Here is an 18985-nt window from a genome sequence, read left to right as displayed (position 1 = left end):
CCGTGTAAACCGTTCCTGATCCATCCGCATTTTCCGTCCAGTTTTCAAACACGAATCCGTACTTTGACATATTGGCTGTTCCGTTTGTGACAATTGTATGTTCATCTCCCGGAATGACGGACACCGTGTAATCGGTTCCCGTTCCGCCGTTTGCTTTGTATGTCACATTATAATACGTCGTCTCATCATGTTTCCACTTCGCGTACACCGTCATGTTATCTGTCGGCGTTACGTTTTCACCGGCTGTGTAAACCGTTCCTGATCCATCCGCATTTTCCGTCCAGTTTTCAAACACGAATCCGTACTTTGACATATTGGCTGTTCCGTTTGTGACAATTGTATGTTCATCTCCCGGAATGACGGACACCGTGTAATCGGTTCCCGTTCCGCCGTTTGCTTTGTATGTCACATTATAATACGTCGTCTCATCATGTTTCCACTTCGCGTACACCGTCATGTTATCTGTCGGCGTTACGTTTTCACCGGCTGTGTAAACCGTTCCTGATCCATCCGCATTTTCCGTCCAGTTTTCAAACACGAATCCGTACTTTGACATATTGGCCGTTCCGTTCGTAACGATTGTGTGTTCATCTCCCGGAATGACAGACACCGTGTAATCGGCTCCCGTTCCGCCGTTTGCTTTGTATGTTATGTTATAATACGTCGTATCATCATGTTTCCATTTCGCGTACACCGTCATGTTATCTGTCGGCATTACGGTTTCGCCGGCTGTGTAAACCGTTCCTGATCCGTCCGCATTTTCCGTCCAGTTTTCAAACACGAATCCGTACTTTGACATATTGGCCGTTCCGTTCGTGACGATTGTGTGTTCATCTCCCGGAATGACAGACACCGTGTAATCGGTTCCCGTACCGCCGTTTGCTTTGTACGTCACGTTATAATACGTCGTCTCGTCATGTTTCCACTTCGCGTACACCGTCATGTTATCTGTCGGCGTTACGGTTTCACCGACCGTGTAAACCGTTCCTGATCCGTCCGCATTTTCCGTCCAGTTTTCAAACACGAATCCGTACTTTGACATATTGGCCGTTCCGTTCGTGACAATTGTATGTTCATCTCCCGGAATGACAGACACTGTGTAATCGGTTCCCGTTCCGCCGTTTGTTTTGTACGTCACGTTATAATACGTCGTATCATCATGTTTCCACACCGCATAAAGCGTCAAATTATCTGCGGGCCAGATTGTTTTTCCGGGGTCGTATTTTGGATCGGGCGTTTCCGCCGTTGAATTTTCACTCCAACCGAGGAAATTGAATCCCGGTTTTTGAACATTTGCGCCGCTTTCCGAATCATCTAAAACAGTATACGGTTCATCAGGAAGGAGCCCTTGAATCGTCGTTCCGCCTGTTCCCGTGTTTGCGTCATATGTCACGTTATAAAATGTGTCACCGTCATGTTCCCAATGTGCATAGAGCGTCGCCCCACCGGGCGGAACAGTCATAGTCTGTCCCGGGATGTAAGACAAATCAAGATCATCAATCTGTTCATACCATCCTACCAAATAGTAACCTGGTCGAATGAATGTGTTTTCATCTTTTGTTTGATATATGTCGCCGACTGAAGCCTGGTCTGTTATAATTTCAGGTGTTTCCCCGAAATTCGAGTTGTAAATAATGTCCGTTAAAGGCCCGCTTCCTGTATAAACGGCTTCAAAATTAACGTTGCCGTACATTTCAATAAATGAACCCGGATAATAAATCGTTCCCGGTTTACCTTTTTCCTGCCATCCTGCCAACGATTTGTTATCCTTTGTCAGTTGAGCATCTTTTACTTCCGCCAAAACATTCAACTTATACACGCCATTATCAATCGGAGCGTCTCCTGTTCCGCCGTTTTTATCATAAATAATTTTATAGCCATCAACTTGATACATTCCGTACAAATCAATATTTTCATAAATGGCTTCGCTCGAAAAATCATATGGGACAACCAAGCCGTTTGGTTTTGTATGATACCAGCCTTTGAAAATTCCCAAATCTTCGTATGCGTCTCCGATTATTCTGTAGTGCGGATCGCTGTGTTCAGGGGTATGAACGGTATCGCCCGATGCAATATGCTGAGTGCCTAAGACAGTGCCGCCTTCCTTATCATAAAATGTTGCAGTCAAATCATCTGTTTCCCAACGCGCGTACAAAACGACATTATGACTCGGCATCGTTGAATTATTCAAATCAAAAGGTTTATTGAAACCGGCATCTTCATACCAGCCGACAAAATCATGCTCGGCCCATGTCGGAGCTTCGATTGCTAAAGTACTCAAAGGTTGCCCTGTCGGAATGCCGGTCATGTTTGCAGGCGCATCTCCGCCCATTGCATTAAATTCCAAATTGTAGCGCAGGCGGTCATAAAGCAAATATTGGTCGGGAGCTCCGATTGCATTTGTTTCCAATTGTTTTGTTACGGAATTTAATTTCATCGCGTTTTTTTGAACCGGTTCCATCCCATCAATTTTTTTTGCGAAAAAGGAGGTGTATTTTGTTATTGCAGTCGACTGATCATAGCGTGAGTCGCGGAAATAGATTTTATCATCATATATGACGAAATCCACTCCAAGTTCTCCGGTTGGCATTTCTCCTGGGAATGCTTCAAACATGTAATTTAAAGTGACATTTGTGCTGCTCGAGTTGCTTATCCAGTTTGCTTTTACCGTGAAATTATCATCTCGTAAACCGTTTCCAGGATTCGGAAGCATATCCGGTGTACAAATAACAGGGGTTGATGCCCAAATAACAGGACCTGTTTCATTATCGCTAATCATATCGGGGTTCAAATTTGAAGGCGGTTCCCATCCGTAAAAAACATAGTTGTTTTTATACATATAGAAATAATTTTTTTCGTTTACAGGCCATACTGTTTCCAAATTCATTCCGGATTTAATTTCGGCTGTATAATTGTTGTTTATTTGTCCCTTGACCAATATTCCGCCGTTTAAATCGAAAGAAACATTGTAAATCGTATTGGCATAATACACATCTATGGTTGTTCCGTTTTCTTTGATAACGGTGGGGTTAGATCCTTTATAATAACTGGCCGGCGGGATTTTATCTTCTGCCATTGTTTTGATATCATTCTCCGTTAATTCTACGACTGAACCGGCAAGTGCTTCCATATAATAGGAATCGTGGTAAACGTAATTGTTCGGATCCATTTCGAGAAATTCAAACGGCAATCCATCTTTTTCTTTCCAAATAACGACTTCAACTTCAGGCATATTTGAAGGGTCGGGTTTCCAAATCGCATACAGTATGATGGATTTGGTAATCGGCTGTGAAAAATCAAATAAATTCCATGTATCGCTCGGACCCGTATTCATGTCAATACTCCAACCGGAAAATGTATATCCTTCTCGAGTCGGATTCGCGGGTTTGGTTGCGGTTTTACCTTCTTCCACCGTTTGACTTGCAACAGGCGTTCCTCTTATGGACTCAAATGAAACCCAATACGCGCTGCCGTAATTTGGGGTCAGAACAATGTTACTGTTGACGGGATAATCAAAATAATAGATTTCATCGCTGTCTTCCACTGTCCAGTATAAAAACAAGCTTTCTTCTTTGACCGGCGGCGTTTCAGGCTGCTCGGCATATCCGTCGGCTTTTACGAGTTGTGTTTCGTAGATGTGGTCGCTCGCATCTTTAAAGGAGATTAAATATTCGTCGGAGAACTGAGCGTATAAACTCATGTCTCCTGTAACCGGTGTTGAAAAGTCGTATATATTCTCTAATCCGTTTTTATCTGCAGACCAGCCGACAAACGAAATCATTCCGGCGGGGAGAGGCGGTGCTGTCGGGACAGACACTGTTTCACTTACAGTCACCGTTTGGGTATTGTAAAGTTTGTCGTCAGAATAAAATTTGACGGTTGCTGTTGTTTCATCTCCCAATACAAGCGGGAATAACATCAGACAAAATACCAGCACAGCTGATATTGCAATGCAAATTATCGTTTTTAAAAATTTATTTAATGTTGCCATTGTTTTCGCTCCAATGGCCCGTTTTTAAACCGTTTTTATTTTTTTGAATATTATTTATTATTCTAAATTTTGTTTTTTAAAAGACTCTTAAACGCTCTAATTTTTAGTCCTTAATCAAAAGTATCTGCGAATAGGTATATATTCTTTTTCTTTTTTTATTCTATTCAAGTTAACAAATCGTTTTTTGAGATATTTTCTTCTCTTATTGTTTTCTTTTTATCTGTTTGCTCTGTTTTTGATTTTTTTTATTTCTCTCACTTTATTTTTTCATTTGCCGGATTGATATTTATGATATTTGCGCGCACTTTCGACAAAATCTTTTGCAAAATCCGTGTAAGACGAACCATGATAGTGAATGTATGTGCCGATTGTGTTTTTAACAATCATTCCGTCTTTTTTATCTTTAATGCCGATGCCGCGCGTCACGTCAATCGTATATTCAATGTCATCTGAAATGTTTTCTAAAATTGAGTGATGGAATTCATGGGCGATGAACTTGTTTCCCTTTTTTCCGATCGGCGTATCTTTCTCAAAAACACCGTTTGTATATGTTACAATGCGTTTGCCGCTCCCGTAAACGGTGTCACAGTCAAAAATGCCGACCATATCGAACGTGACATCCGGCGCATCGCGTGTTTTTATCGTCATGCTTTTGGTTAAATAATTCATGCCGGCCGATTCTGCAAAAATCGGCATGCCTTTTGCCGATGCTTCTTCAATCGCTTCTTTCATCGGAGTATTCAACGACAGCTCCAAAGCAAAAATTTCAGGCGTGCCGCCGCCGATGTAAAGCGCGTCAACATCCGGCAGTTTTGAATCGTGAAGCGGGCTGAAAAGCTCGATTTCCGCGCCTTCTGCCTGAAGTAAATCCATGTTGTCTGGATAATAAAAGTTAAAAGCTTCATCAAAAGCCACGCCGATTTTCGGCGGTATTTCTCCGGCAGCGGGTTGCCGTTCTTCAAAACGGCTTTTGGCAGGCGGCGTTATCGGTCCGGCCGTGTTTGCAATTTGAATCAGTTTCTCTAAATCAACGCTGTCACGAACAGTGTTTTCAATAATTCGAATTCTTTCGGCAAAACGGTCATAGGTTTTTCGCCCTTCAGGAATCGGAATTAAACCGAGTTCGCGCATCCATAAATCCAAATCGGGATTTCTGTAAACAACGCCGATGACCGGAATTCCAGTTGTGCTTTCAATTGCGGTTACCGCTTTATCGGCATGTCTTTGGCTGCCGACATTGTTCAAAATGACGCCGGCAATATTCACATCGGAATCAAATGACGCAAAACCTTTGATGAGCGCGGCACATGAACGGGTCATACTGCGGGCGTTTATCACCATAATGACGGGACATTTCAGCATTTTTGAAATCTGCGCCGTGCTGCCCATATCGGTGTCGGCGGTAAGACCCTCATAAAGGCCGCGAACGCCTTCAATCACGGCGATATCTGCGGGTTTGCCGTCGTTTTCTTCTGAATTGCAGGCGTGGGTAAAAACATCAATGACTCCCTCTTCTTCCATCAGGTAACCGTCTAAATTTCGGGAGCGGCGCCCGACAATTTCCGTGTGGTATTCCGGATCAATGTAATCGAGCGCGACCTTGAACGGTTGGACGACGTAGCCTTGCGCTTTCAATGCAGCCATAATACCCATTGAAATGGTCGTCTTTCCTGATGAGGAGCGGTCTGCCGATATCAAAATTCTCGGAATCTGACGGTTGTCGGATGTCATAATTTAATCTCCTGTTTTATAAAATAAAAAAATAAATATGAGTCACTGCATCTCTCAGTCGCTGCATCTCCCGATCACTGTGTCTCTCAGTCGCTGTATTTTTTTGACAGTTCTCTGAGTGCATCGTCGTCAAGCGGGGTTGCCTTCACGCGGTCGGTGTTGGCGAGCAAATCTTCTGCCAATTGTTTGTAAACGCCGGCAATTTCGGAATCCGGTGCTTTTTCAAGGACGGAAAAGCCGTCGCGTTCACAGCTTTGAACGAGCGGGTCTTTCGGGATGTAACCGATAAGTTTGCTTCCGATTCTGTCTGAAAATTCTTCTGCCAGCTCTTTTTCGCGGTCGGCGTTTCTTGAATTGCAAATGATGCCGCCGAGTTCCATGCCGATTTTGTTAAAACCGCGGCAAATATTATTGGCGGCATAAAGCGGCATGTATTCGCCCGATGTCAAAACATAAACTTCATTGACGAATCCTTTTTTAATCGGCGCAACAAAACCGCCGCAAACGACGTCTCCAGGGACATCGTAAATAATCAAATCATTGTCCAAATATTCGGGATAAATCTTTTTCAGCGTTTCAATCGCGACAATAATACCGCGGCCGGCACAGCCGACACCGGGCTCGGGACCGCCGACTTCCATACATTTGACGCCGCCGAATCCTTCAAAAATTACGTCTTCCTTTTCAACGTTTTTCTTTTCCCTCAAAACGTCTAAAACCGTCGGAATCCGCTTGCCGCCGAGCAGTGTGATAGAGGAGTCACTCTTCGGATCACAGCCGATAAGCATCACCTTTTTGCCGTTCATCGCGCAGGCCGCCGCGATGTTGGATGCCGTGCTGGATTTTCCGATGCCGCCTTTTCCGTAAATTGCAATAATCTTCTTCATTTTTTCTCTCCGATTTCCGCTGCCATAACATCGGTCGCCACCGCACGAAGCGTGTCGCCGAATTCTGACGGAACGATTTTTGTCACGCCGAGCGTCTGCGGATGCAGATCAATTTCCACCATCACATGCTGATGGCCCATGTCTTTAAGCGGCGCGACTTGTCTCGGGCCGTTTGTAATTGAAAAGAGTTCCATTCCGGCAAACGCTTCCATCGGCAACGCATGCGGAACACCGGCAATCACAGCTACGTCAAAGCCGCCGTATTTGTTTAAAATCAAATCTTTCACATTGCCGGCCGTGACGGCATATTCATCCAATCCGCCGATAATTTCGTGAACGGGAACGCTTTGCTCGTCAAACGCTTTCATCACGTTGACGGCGTGTTCTTTCACACGCGGTAAACCGAGGGTGATATCGGTGTTTGAAAAAATCGTGATGTTTTCTTCCATTCCGAAAAGCCTTGCCGTTTCGTAAAGCGCAATCAATTCATCTGCAAACATGTAAGCCGTTTCTTTTTTGGCGTTTAAGATGCCGACTATTTTTTTACCGCTTCGGATTAATTCAATCAACTTTTCGGCCGCTTTGTATTTGATGTCGCCGCGGGAGGGCGCCAAATATCCTTTGCTGGCGGCACCGTGCCGAATCTCAACATTCGTTGCTTCCGTGAGCAAACGGCGCTGACGCTCCAGTTCTTCCGCCGTTATCATGCCGCATTCCATGGCAGGCTCCAGAACGGAAATGACACCGTCGGTGTTGTTGGCGTAGCCTGCATGCGTTTCAACGCAGATGACATCCACGCCGTCAGGCGCGTACGCTGCCGAATCTGTCAGCTCTTCGCCGATAATCATGCTGGTACAGGTGCCGACCAAGGCGATTGTTTTCGGGCTGAACAGTTCGATGGCTTTGTCAATTGTCCGCTCCAATTTTTCCCGTCCGCCGAAGACGAAATCATTTTCATCCATTGCGCTTGTCAAAACGCGGAGACGGTCTTCTTCAAGCAATCGGGCGTGTTTAAAAGAGCAGCCGGGCGGGCCGTGCAAAATCGCGACATCCACATTCAAATCGCGAAGCGTGTAAAGCGAGGCCACAATTGAGCTCGGCCTCGGGTGAATAATTAATTTTTCTTTTTCCGTCATTTTTCAGCCTTTTATCGTTATCTGAAGCATTTGACTGCGGCAATGATGATGTCGCCTTCTTTTGAAATTTCAACGGCTTTTTGAAGTCCTTCTTTAAATGAGCCGGCACATATGGCTTTATTGAAAATTTCATCTTCCGTCTGTTCAAGTGCTTCTTCTTGATCGGCATTGTTTTTCTGCAACGGTTTCATCCGCTCGCCGACCAAAATTAAATTTTGAATTTCATCTTTATAATTTACAATTAATTCTTCAACATCGTGAGGTTCCAATCCTTCACAAACCGTTTTTTCTTCTTCGCCGATGATAAGAATTACGTCTCTTGAAAGGCTTGAATCATACTCCGGCGACTTTTTGTCCGTGTATTTTTCAAGCATATATTTAATCGCGGTTTCCGCGGTTTCAATCGTGAGCCCCGAGTTGGAATTATCCAGGATTTGGCGGCCGTTTTCTTCGTATTCGCGCATCCTGCCTTTAACGCCTTCAAAACCCGAAATCACTTCAATGATCTGCGATTCGGGAACGTCAAGTTCCAAAGCGGCGGCAACGGCTGCTGCCATGGCTGTTCTGTATGAATTAACGTCATATCCCGGACTCAGCGGCGCTCTGAAAAAAATACCGGTTCTTGAGGATTCAACGTCGGCGACCGGTTCTTCATCTGTTCCTGTGGTGATGTTGACATAAACGTCCGTCGGCGTTTTTTCTTCAACGGCGGTTCCGTAATCATCAAAAACGACCAAGTCCTGATCTTCACGGATATAATTTTCAATGGTTTCCAAATCATCATAGTTGATGACGAAAATGCTTCCTTCTTTGGAGCGGCTGATCATTTTGGTTTTGGCATCGGTTGATGTCAATGCGCCGCCCGCAATCATGTAATCCGGTTGCGCTTCTGTTAAAATGCCGATGTCCTGCGCGCCCGTAAATCCGAGGGAAACTTCAAAAATAAGTGTGTCAGGCGTGTATTTTCTTTCAAACGCGATGTCCGCCAAATCGGGGATGTATGCCGGTGTGATGCTGATTCCGGGCTCGATTCGCTCGAAGCTGCCGCTGTCCCAAAAGGTCATTCCTTCCGAGGTGTGCAACAGAACACGGTTTTTGTAGGAAAGCATTTGTGCAAGCAATACGGCGGTGCTTGTTTTGCCGCGAACGCCTGTGATTTCAACCAAATAACGGTCGGCGATTCTCGGGTCGCTTCGAAGAAGCCGGCCGGCGATTTCGTGGTGAGAAACGGTCGGCAATCCGAGTTCAATCGCTTTTTTGTAAAATTCATTGTCAGGATTTAAATGAACGGGAAGACAAACGATATCAAAATCTTCCGTTAAATCCGAAACATCTGCCGTCACCGAAATGTTTGATTCATCGGCGAATTCTTTCATTTTTTCGGGCGGCATTTTTTGGTAGACATCAAAAGCAGTCGCTGCAATGCCGTGTTTTGCCAGTTGCTTTGCAATCGACAGACCGCCGTGATTGACATCAAAAACAGCAATTTTTTCCCACGGGATTTCCGAATGAGGCATTTGTTATCTTCCTTTCCATTTTGATGATTCAAAATGTGATTTTTCGTTTAAAACAGTTTTGTAATACAAAAAGGTATCATATGTAATACTGACTATAATCGGAATCTGCTGACTCCTTTATTTGTCATGATTACATATGTTTCAAATATTTGTTGTAAATATTTGCTGCAAATATTTGTTGCAGCGGTTATTTGAAAACTTTTTCCATTCGAATAAGCGCTTCTTGGATGCGCTCAACGGAGGCCGCATAAGAAATACGAATATTATTTTTGCCGGATTCACCGAATGCAATTCCGGGAGACACGGCAACGTTTGCTTCTTCAAGCAATCTGTCTGTGATTTCTTCGCCGGTTCCGAATTCGCTGACATCGGGATAAGCGTAAAAAGCACCGTCAGGCATGGTACATTTCAAGCCGAGTTTTCGAAGACCTTCAACCAACACGCTTCTTCTTTCTTTAAATGCGGCCTGCATTTTATGAAGTTCATCTTGAGGACCGGTGAGTGCTTCAACGCCGCCGTACTGAAGGAATGTCGTGACGTTGCTGATGGTATGGCTTTGGATTTTTTCCAGATTCTTAAAAATATGCGGCGGCGCGTCCATGTAGCCGAGACGCCAGCCGGTCATCGCGTATGCTTTTGAAAATCCGTTAATTGTGATGGTGCGGTCATGCATATTGTCAAAAGAAGCGATGCTGTAATTCTTTTTATCGTAAATTATTTTTTCATACATCTCATCAGCCATCACCATAAAGTCGTGATCGATGGCTAAATCAGCGATTTCCTGAAGCTGATCTTTTTCATAAACGGTTCCTGTCGGATTGCAGGGCGTATTGATGACGATCATTTTGGTTTTGTCGGTGATGTATTCGGATAAATCCCGAGCAGACCGATAATTTCTGTCGGGATCGGTTTCCACCCAAACGGTTTTGCCGCCTGCCATTTTAACGCACGCGTCATATGAAACCCATGCCGGGTCAAATAAAAGGACTTCATCGCCGTCGTCAATCAATGTCATCATGGCTTCAAAAATGGCAAGCTTCGCGCCGGGCGTAACCATGACATTTTCGGCTGCTGTCGGTATGCCGTTTTCGCTTCTCAATTTGTCGGCGATTGCGGTTCGGAGTTCCGGAATTCCGGGTCCTGCAGAATAGTGTGTTTCACCGGCCAGCATGGCGCGGTGGGTTGCTTCAATAATATTTGCCGGCGTATCAAAATCTGGTTCGCCGAGTGTAAAATTTATGATGTCAACGCCTTGAGCGATTAAGTTTTTCGCTCTCTTGGAGGATTTGATCGTCGCCGATTCTTCAACACGTTCTATTCTGGATGAAATCATTTTCCGCACCTTAAAAAGTCAACAAAACCACTGATTGAATAATTGAATTGAATCTTGCTGACAGATATTACTCACTGTAATAATAATTATTGCACTGAATTCATGAAATTGAGAATTAATAAAATTGTTTCGGCTGAAAATCGGTTGGATGAAGTTTAATGATATAATTTCTGTAAAGACAGGAATCGTTTTTCTTGTTTTTTGTAATAGTCAAAGTCCGGTTTCGTATTTTTGTAAAAATCGGGGATGATTTTCTTGTTTTTGTAAATGCCTGGGGTGCTTTTTTTGGTTTTGTAAAAATTGTGCTGTTCGCGCGCAGCGGCAGGTGCCGGCAGGCAGCAGCAAAATGGAAACGGTAGGGTAACAGTAGCAAAACGGAAACGGTAAGGTAGCGGCAGTAAAACGGGAACGGTAAGGTAGCAGCAGCAAAACGGAAATGGTAAGGTAGCAGTGCCCACGTTCGCGAAGCGAACGGCTGCTATAAAAAAGCGCAGATGCACGCAGCAAAACAGATGCACGCAGCAAAACAGATGCACGCAGCAAAACAGATGCACGCAGCAAAACAGATGCACGCAGCAAAACAGATGCACGCAGCAAAGCAAATGCAACGCAGAAAATATTCATTGAAAATCTGTTTCTCATTTTTGCTGTATCGGCTGAGTACGAATCCGCAAATTTCCATTCCTCTCTTCGCTTTGCTCAGATCGGAATGAAAATTAGCGGGTGGTTGTTTCGGGTTTTATTAACTTGAAATAAAACAGTGTTCCTCTATTGAAAATTAATATTCAAAAAAAGCTTCTATTCTTTTGAATTTGAAAATGTCTTAAAAAATAAAAGTAAAAAAGAAAAAGAAAATGAAATCGTTTTTAAAATTAAATTCAGACGCGCTGAACCAACTTAACAGCCGCTTCGACAGCGCGTTTGGCGTAATCCATGCGTTCCATTGCCTGCATGCGTGTCATTCCCGGGCCGGAAATGCCGAGCGCGACAGGTTTTCCGTATTCGAGGGATAAGTCTGTCATCTTTCTTGTGACTTGAGCGACAACGACTTCATCGTGGCTTGTGTCGCCTTCAATGACACAGCCGACGGTAACGACGGCATCAATGTCTTTGTTTTCAAGCAATTTTTTGATTGCAAGAGGCATGTCATAAGCGCCGGGGACGTAAATTTTTTCGGTGACTTCGGCGCCGAGGAATTTGGCGTGTTCTTCGCCTAAGATTTCCATTTGGTACGTAATGTCTCTGTTGAATTCGGCAACGACGAATCCGATTTTAATTGTCATTTTTGTTTTCTCCTTTTATATTTGTATATTTGATTTGTAAATTGTAATCATGTAACAAGTAATTTGATAAATATTTAATTCAGAATTTTATTCAAAGTCTTCATCTTCATAAATCGAAAAAATAACGGCATAATTTTCTGTCGCTGCCGTCTTTTCATAAAATTTCTTCAAAGCGTCCAATTCATTCCAAAGCATTTCAAAAATATCGCCCGCATTTTCTTTGAGCGCCTTTTTCTTCCGATTCAAAAAGCTCCGTTTCGTCAGTTTTTTCATTTTGGCGTCAAACGCTTCCCGAAATGTCGCTTCATTCACTTCCGACAAAATTCCGGCGGCCTTTTTCACTTCATCATTTGTCATGTAAACGGCAGGATCACATACCTCAAAACCACCGCCGTCTTCTTCGTTTTCATATTCAAATGAAACGGGGTCAATAATCAGCGCGTTGCCGTCGCCGCCCGCGAGAATTTCACCGCTTCCCATGATTTCATAGTATTCGGAAAATTCGTCATCATTTGCCAAAATATTGGCGGCGCGATCGATTTGTGAAAGACCGATTCTATCAGATACGACGAGAATGTCGATGAAACGGTCTTTGGCAATACTGCCGTTTTCAAAATCCCTGATGTTTTGTTTGCTGACAGCGGCAAAAAAGATAATCATGAAATCACCGATTTAATGAGATTTTTATTTAATACCTGATTATTAACACTTTTAACACTTTTAACCTTGATTAACACCCGATTAACGCCCGACCGGTTTGGCGTCGGCGAATCCCTCACGCTGTCCCGTTCCGGCTTCTTTGACAAGCTGTTCCGGCGACTGAAGCATTTTCACAACATTGAGAGCGTGTTCGCGTGATCGGCTGTTCATTAAAAAAGCCAGTTCTTTGTCGTCGCGCCCTTCATCTTCGTGAACGAACACTTCAATGATGTGTTTATTCGTCATCAGCTGTGCCATAATAATTCCCTGCGACGCTTCGTGCGCGCATGTTTTGTCCTGCGCTTTTGCGCCCGGCATTCCGAGTGCCATCACGATGTCGCAATTCTGCTCTTCGATCAGTTTTTTGGCGGCGACGGGTAAATCTTTGATTCCCGGAACCGTGACGCGGATGATTTTTGCGGTTGTATGCTGCTTGAGCTCGTCAATCGCAGCGGCGCCCATATTGTAGCGGGCAAAAGTTGTGTCGGCAATTCCGATTGTAGGCATAAACGAAAAAATAGATAGATAAATAAATAAAGGTATTCATTTGACAAGAAAAACATTATAAATCAAGCATTATCACTCAGAAAACGATAAGGAACCAAGTATGAAAGCGATTATTTTAGACGGTTATGTGGATGAACCCGCCTGCTTCGGCGTTCCGCCTTATCTTTCTCCTTATCCGAGATACACCGCCGGCGCTTTAATCGATGCCGGTTTCAATGAAGATGACATTTCTTATTTTACAATCGATGCCGTTCGCGCTTCCGGCAAAACGTTGACCGAACAATTCAAAGCCGCCGACGTTTTCATCATTATTTCAGGCATGACCGTTCCCGGAAAATATCTGAGAGGAATGCCGATTACGGCCGAGGAAATCCGCGCGCTTTTCCGTCTCTCAGGCGGCATTAAAATTCTCGGCGGTCCGATCCGTCTCGGCTATTCCAGTGAAGGCGGCATTGCGGCAACAGGACTTTCATTTCTTCCGGACGGCGTCATGGTCGCTCAAAAAGACATCGAAAGTTTTGTTTACGATTATTTTTCAAATAATTCCGAAAACACAGCCTCTGCTCACCGTTACAGAACCGCGTCAGAAATCGCGGGCTGGTCTCAAAAAGGCGCTTTCATCGTCAAACAGCATCCCGATTTCCCGAATGTGATCTGCGAGCTTGAAACCTGCCGCGGCTGCGGCCGAAAAAAGCATTGCTCTTTCTGCACGGAAGCTTTTTACGGCAAACCCGATTTCCGTGATGAAGAAGACATCGTTGCCGAAACCGAATTGCTTTACAACAACGGTGTCCGCCATTTCAGAATCGGTCGCCAACCCGATTTATTCGCGTACAAAGGCATTGATGACGGCGGCGCAAATCTCAAACCGAATCCGAAAGCCATTGAAAAACTTTATTCCGGAATTCGCCGCGTTGCGCCCGATTTACAAACGCTTCACATGGATAACGGAAATCCGATAACGATTGCCGAATATCCGGACGAATCGCGTGAAATTCTCGAAACGATTGTCAAATATCATACGCCCGGCGATGTGATTGCGATGGGCATTGAAAGCGCCGATCCGGCCGTGATTGCCGCAAACGGGTTAAAAGCAACGCCGGACCAAGTATTGGCAGCCATCCGCCTTGTCAATGAAATCGGTTCGAAACGCGGCGCGAACGGAATGCCCAAAATTCTGCCCGGCATTAATTTTGTTTACGGGTTGCTTGGCGAAACCAAAAAAACATATCAGCTCAATTACGATTTTCTCAAACAGATTTATGATGAAGGACTGATGGTTCGAAGAATTAATCTCCGTCAAGTGATGGTTTTTCCGAAAACGCCGCTTTCCGATTCCAATGTTTCTGATTTCAAAAATGAAAAACTCTTCCGCGCGCACAAAGAGCAAATCCGAAAAACGATTGATTTGCCAATGCTGCAGCGCGTCGTTCCGGTCGGAACCGTTTTGAAAGACGTTTTCATGGAAGTCGCCGAAAACTCTGAAAATTCAAAACCCATGACATTCGGCCGGCAATTCGGAACATATCCGCTCTTGATTGCCGTTCCCGCTTCTTTGGAACTGAATCGTTTCTATGACATCCTCGTTACCAATCACGGTTTCCGCTCAATTACAGGCGTTCCGTTCCCGATCAATGCGAATACTGCGCCTTTAACAATTTTAAAAGAATTGCCCGGTTTGAATAAATCTATGGCGGAAGAATTGGTTTTGAAACGGCCTTACAAAAATGAAGAAGATCTGCTGAGCCGGTTTAAGCACGGGAAATTAATTTCAAAATTCGTTTGTTTTGAATGAAGTTTGTGGGTCAGTGTTGGTTTAATTATTAATCTCCGCAAAATTTGCGGTGAATATCTTACCTATTCTCCGCATAATGTGCGGCGAATATTTTCTCATCTTCTACAAAATCCATCGACCGACATCTAATTTACCGGTTTGAATATTCAATACAAAACTTACATTATTTTCAAAAACAATCCGGTATTTTCAAATTTTTTCAAAAAGAGTCCGGCTCGCGCGCGAACCGACTTTCCGTTTTTCAAAAAAAAGAAACCGGAAATAAATTCCGATTTAATTTCAGTTACAAAATCTTTTGTCCGGCTTCTTTTCCTGATTTGCAGTTGAAGATGTCCGTGATTTTAATTCTGATGATTTCTTTCATCGGGAGACCCGGTTTGGCAGCACCGACGCGGCCGGTCATGTCGTCATAAACATTTCCTTTGGCGGTGATTTCGGCTACTTCGCCTTTGATTTGAATGCAGCCTGAGGTTTCGGGACTCCAGATGTAAAGCGCAACTTTCGGGTTTTCCCTGATGTTGGCGATTGTTTTGAGGAAGAAGTTGTTCATAATGTGAATATAGTCATCTTTGTCATCACTGTCATCGATTTCAGCGATTCCAATCGGAATGACGTTGGGCGTTTTATCGTTGGAAGCGGTGGCAAGCGGCAAAACTTTGACTTTTTGAATGTCTTCTTTCATTTCAGGTGTTAATTTGACCATTCTTTCATCTCCTTAATTTTAAACAAAAAGAACAATAAAAATAGAATTGCCGTCTATTTAAAAATTCCTTGAACTATATTTTTCGAATTCTATTGTTTTCGAATTAAAATGAAATGGAATGAAAAATGAGAAAAAATCGAAAATAAAAAAAGAAATAGAAAAGTAATAAAAAAGAATCGAAAAAGAAATAAAAAGAAAAATGAAATCTTTTTACAGCTTCTTTTTGCCGGCTTCCTTGCCGAGCTGGCAGTCAAAGACTTCCGTGACTTTGACGCGGAGGACTTCTTTGAGCGGGAGGTCAGGCTTTTCAGGTCTGACGCGGGCGGCAAAGTCTTCGTAGACGCTGCCTTTTGCCGTGATTTCAACGACTTCGCCTTTGATCTGGTTGCAGCCGACTGTTTCAGGTGTCCAGAAATAAAGCGCGACAAGCGGATTTTCTTTGATGTTGTTCATTGTTTTGAGGAAGAAGTTGTTCATGATGTTAATGTAGTCATCTTTTTCATCGCTGTCATCAATTTCTAAAATGGCAATCGGGACGACATTCGGAACACCGGATTTTGTGGCTGTCGCAAGCGGCAAAACACCGACTTTTTTGATATCTTCTTTCATTTCAGCTGTTAATTTTACCATGGTAATTATCTCCACTCTTTAATTCCAAAAATCTCCACTCTTTTAATTTAGAGAGGCAGTCCTAATTATTTTATATATTTAATATATTTTTCTAAATCTCTTTGTCTGTCATGAATGAAATATTTATATCAAAGCAAAGTTGTTGGCGTGTTATGAGACTTGACAGTTATTTAGTAGACACCGGATTTTTTAAGTCCCGCGGGCGCTCCAAAAGGGCGATTGAAGAGGGTAAAGTTAAATTAAACGGTACAGTCTGCACGAAACCTTCCAAAAATATTACCGTTGACGACAAAATTGATGTCGAAGAAGGCATGGATATGCCGCGCGGTTATTTCAAAATAAAAGCGATTCATGAACGTCTTCCTCTTTTTAATGAAGGTGACTACGTTTTAGATTTAGGGTCCAGCGCCGGCGGTTTTTTGATGTTTGCCGGCGAGCACATCGGTGATTCCGGTCACGTTCACGGCATTGAATTTTCAAAAGATTTCCGAACCGAGCTCGGGAAACTGGCGTTTGAGAATGATAATATCAGTGTCATGTTTGCCGATGTTTTTACGGTTCCGTTTGAAACTGTGGCAACCGCAGAAACGTCTAAAAACGGATCTTTCGATGTTTTGCTCAATGATATGACGCTTGAGCCGACAGACTCGGTTTCTGCTTTGATTCGAATGTCTCCGCTTTTAAGAGAAGGCGGACTTCTCCTTCAAGTCATTAAAATTCCGAAAAACCGGTCCAAATCCGCTGTTCTTCGAAAAATTGAAGAAGCCGGCTACAACATCGAAGAAGTTATTGAGCCGGAAAGGCAGGAAACATACATCATCGCCCGTAAGAAATATGCCGATAATTCTCTCGAACCGGCTTATGTTGATGAAGACGGCGTCGAATATGATTTATCAGAAGAACTCGGCGGCGACGGCATCGATATCACAGATATGATTTTTGAAGGCGAAGAAGATTGATCGTGGAATCTGCTGAATTTAATTAAAAACAGCAGTAGACCACCAATAATAAACAAAATAAAAACAGACAAATAAAAACAGACAAAATAAAAACAAATAAAATAAAAACAAATAAAATAAAAACAAACAAAATAAAAACAAACAAAATAAAAACAAACAAAATAAAAACAAATTAAATTAAAAATGAGTTGTTTTAATTAAAAATGAGTTGTAAACAACCGATTAAGTTTTTTTCAATCCATTTTTATTTATTCATTCATTTTCATGTGTAATCTTTTTTCTGAATCAGGACTTTGAGCTGATTTATTTTTAAGACGGATTCCTCATAATCCTTGTGCGCTTTCAATTCATAGAACGCGTAGATTGTTTCCATCGGGACGCAAAATGAATAAACTCGCAGAGGACGTCCTTTCTTATTTACCCTGATCATCCTGCTGTCAATCCACTTATTGTCACTCATAAAGTTGATTGCAAGACTTATTTCAGGTTGCCGGAGTCCTGTTCCGATTTCTATTTCACGAGACGATGCTTCTTTTACATTTGACAGGTATACTAATGTCAACGCGACATTTCTTTGTATGCCCAGGTTCCTTAAGTCCGAAACGAAAACTAAGTCGTTCTCGTCAAGGATTTTGACTTCAAAATCGATCAAATAACCACCTAATTGCATCAGCTGAAAAATATGACACGAACTTTATCTTTCAGATGCACTATCCTTTTTTACGCCATTTTTGTTCACAATCTCAGGCCGTTTTTATACTATGCTATAGTAAGTTGAGTTCTGTGAACTTTGTGAATAAATTTTGTTCAATTATTTAAACGAATCGAAATATTTTTTGAAAAAATTTTATTTGTGTATATATTACTCTTCAAATAAATTAAAATTTATTGTCATTTTTTATTTATTTTTTCAGTTATTTTGAGATTTATTCTCTTTCTTTTCAGTTCAATCCCCGTTCCGTTTGTTCTCAATTTCCGTTTCCGTTTTTCTCAATTTCCACTTCCGTTTTTCTCAATTTTCGTTTCTGTTTTTCTCAATTTCCACTTCCGTTTTTTTTCAATTCTTAATTCCATCCTGTCCAATTCCGTTTAATTTTCAGTTCAACCACAGCACTTTTCGATTTCGCCGCGATAAATATAAAACATGAAACAGCTATGTTCTTTTCAAATCTTTTCAAATTCATCTGCGAGGATCAAAAACATGTTTACTGAAATTATCACAGCAGTCGTTGTCGGTTTATGGGTTATGCTGCCGGCATATCTGCCCAACTCCTTTGCTGCCGTTTTCGGCGGCGGAACACCGATTGACGGCGGTAAAACAATGAAAGACGGCCGGCGCATTTTAGGCGACGGCAAAACCTGGCGCGGTTTTTTCGCAGGCATCCTTCTCGGATTTTTAACCGGATGCGCCGAAATCTGGCTCGTCTCCCGCGGTTTCCATTTCTTCGGCATTCAACTTCCCGGATTCAGTTCATCCGGCGTTTCCGGCGCATTTGACTTATCCGCGGTTATTGCCATTCTTTCTCTGGCTGTCGGCGCTCTTTTGGGAGACATGATTTTCAGCTTCCTGAAACGCCGCCTCGGTCTCCAAAGAGGACAATCGCTGCCGCTCGTTGATCAATACGATTTCCTGGCCGGCGCTTTTCTCTTGACGGCACTCACCTCTTACGGGTGGCTTGTCGGAACACTGGACTGGCTGACTTTTATCATCATCATCATCATCACACCCATTCTTCATGTCGGGACAAACATCGTCGGATACTGGCTCGGAATCAAAAATGAACCGTGGTGAAAATTAAAAAATACTGATTATT

At 43.1% G+C, this 18985-nt stretch carries 16 protein-coding genes; 3 read left to right on the top strand and 13 right to left on the bottom strand.

Annotation, left to right across the window (positions count from 1 at the left end; genetic code table 11):
• From C7391_RS02080 to ribC, 10 genes are all read right to left on the bottom strand, one after another.
• Nucleotides 1-3919 (bottom strand): InlB B-repeat-containing protein (locus C7391_RS02080; protein WP_166627361.1); only part of this gene is annotated, 3919 nt, incomplete at its 3' end.
• Between the two features lie 339 nt (nucleotides 3920-4258).
• A complete protein-coding gene (cfbB, locus tag C7391_RS02075) occupies nucleotides 4259-5722 on the bottom strand; it encodes a Ni-sirohydrochlorin a,c-diamide synthase (RefSeq protein WP_133516871.1) in 1464 nt (487 codons plus the stop codon).
• An 86-nt stretch (nucleotides 5723-5808) separates the two neighbouring features.
• Nucleotides 5809-6609 (bottom strand): Ni-sirohydrochlorin a,c-diamide reductive cyclase ATP-dependent reductase subunit, encoded by an 801-nt coding sequence (gene cfbC / locus C7391_RS02070; RefSeq protein WP_133516870.1) that lies wholly within the window; start codon nucleotides 6607-6609, stop codon nucleotides 5809-5811.
• The gene (gene cfbD / locus C7391_RS02065; RefSeq protein ID WP_133516869.1) at nucleotides 6606-7745 is read right to left on the bottom strand and encodes a Ni-sirohydrochlorin a,c-diamide reductive cyclase catalytic subunit; all 1140 of its coding nucleotides are present in this window, start codon (nucleotides 7743-7745) and stop codon (nucleotides 6606-6608) included. Before cfbD ends, cfbC begins: the two co-directional genes overlap by 4 nt.
• A gap of 17 nt (nucleotides 7746-7762) precedes the next feature.
• Nucleotides 7763-9262, bottom strand: a complete 1500-nt coding sequence (gene cfbE, locus C7391_RS02060) for a coenzyme F430 synthase (RefSeq protein ID WP_133516868.1) — start codon at nucleotides 9260-9262, stop codon at nucleotides 7763-7765.
• Nucleotides 9263-9449: 187 nt separating this feature from the next.
• Nucleotides 9450-10595 carry a pyridoxal phosphate-dependent aminotransferase gene (locus C7391_RS02055; protein ID WP_133516867.1) on the bottom strand — a complete coding sequence of 382 codons (1146 nt, stop codon included), beginning with the start codon at nucleotides 10593-10595 and terminating at the stop codon, nucleotides 9450-9452.
• A 210-nt stretch (nucleotides 10596-10805) separates the two neighbouring features.
• Nucleotides 10806-11219 (bottom strand): hypothetical protein, encoded by a 414-nt coding sequence (locus C7391_RS02050; RefSeq protein ID WP_133516866.1) that lies wholly within the window; start codon nucleotides 11217-11219, stop codon nucleotides 10806-10808.
• Nucleotides 11220-11473: 254 nt separating this feature from the next.
• Complete coding sequence (ribH, locus tag C7391_RS02045; protein WP_133516865.1) at nucleotides 11474-11878, bottom strand: 6,7-dimethyl-8-ribityllumazine synthase; 405 nt, start codon at nucleotides 11876-11878, stop codon at nucleotides 11474-11476.
• A gap of 87 nt (nucleotides 11879-11965) precedes the next feature.
• Nucleotides 11966-12538 carry a DUF1877 family protein gene (locus C7391_RS02040; RefSeq protein ID WP_133516864.1) on the bottom strand — a complete coding sequence of 191 codons (573 nt, stop codon included), beginning with the start codon at nucleotides 12536-12538 and terminating at the stop codon, nucleotides 11966-11968.
• 81 nt (nucleotides 12539-12619) lie between these two features.
• Complete coding sequence (gene ribC / locus C7391_RS02035) at nucleotides 12620-13084, bottom strand: riboflavin synthase (RefSeq protein WP_133516863.1); 465 nt, start codon at nucleotides 13082-13084, stop codon at nucleotides 12620-12622.
• Between the two features lie 100 nt (nucleotides 13085-13184).
• Here ribC and C7391_RS02030 point away from each other — a divergent pair, with 100 nt between their 5' ends.
• On the top strand, nucleotides 13185-14879 hold the full coding sequence (locus C7391_RS02030) for a radical SAM protein (RefSeq protein ID WP_133516862.1): 1695 nt from the start codon (nucleotides 13185-13187) through the stop codon (nucleotides 14877-14879).
• Nucleotides 14880-15162: 283 nt separating this feature from the next.
• Here C7391_RS02030 and C7391_RS02025 read toward each other — a convergent pair whose 3' ends face one another.
• Together C7391_RS02025 and C7391_RS02020 are read right to left on the bottom strand one after the other, a co-directional pair.
• A complete protein-coding gene (locus tag C7391_RS02025; protein WP_133516861.1) occupies nucleotides 15163-15582 on the bottom strand; it encodes a pyridoxamine 5'-phosphate oxidase family protein in 420 nt (139 codons plus the stop codon).
• A gap of 210 nt (nucleotides 15583-15792) precedes the next feature.
• Nucleotides 15793-16212, bottom strand: a complete 420-nt coding sequence (locus tag C7391_RS02020; protein ID WP_133516860.1) for a pyridoxamine 5'-phosphate oxidase family protein — start codon at nucleotides 16210-16212, stop codon at nucleotides 15793-15795.
• A 152-nt stretch (nucleotides 16213-16364) separates the two neighbouring features.
• On the opposite strand from C7391_RS02020, the gene C7391_RS02015 reads away from it, so the two are divergent.
• A complete protein-coding gene (locus C7391_RS02015; RefSeq protein WP_133516859.1) occupies nucleotides 16365-17171 on the top strand; it encodes a S4 domain-containing protein in 807 nt (268 codons plus the stop codon).
• Nucleotides 17172-17433: 262 nt separating this feature from the next.
• Here the strand turns inward: C7391_RS02015 and C7391_RS02010 are convergent, their stop codons facing one another.
• Nucleotides 17434-17823: a transcriptional regulator protein gene (locus C7391_RS02010; protein ID WP_133516858.1), complete on the bottom strand. Its 390-nt coding sequence runs from the start codon at nucleotides 17821-17823 to the stop codon at nucleotides 17434-17436.
• Between the two features lie 549 nt (nucleotides 17824-18372).
• Here C7391_RS02010 and C7391_RS02005 point away from each other — a divergent pair.
• Complete coding sequence (locus tag C7391_RS02005) at nucleotides 18373-18963, top strand: CDP-2,3-bis-(O-geranylgeranyl)-sn-glycerol synthase (RefSeq protein WP_133516857.1); 591 nt, start codon at nucleotides 18373-18375, stop codon at nucleotides 18961-18963.
• Nucleotides 18964-18985: the final 22 nt, after the last annotated feature.

The sequence above is a fragment of the Methanimicrococcus blatticola genome, from assembly GCF_004363215.1.
In the GTDB taxonomy this organism is placed as follows: domain Archaea; phylum Halobacteriota; class Methanosarcinia; order Methanosarcinales; family Methanosarcinaceae; genus Methanimicrococcus; species Methanimicrococcus blatticola.
Note: the sequence above shows the minus strand (reverse complement) of the source record. Positions and strands in the feature narration are given on the sequence as shown.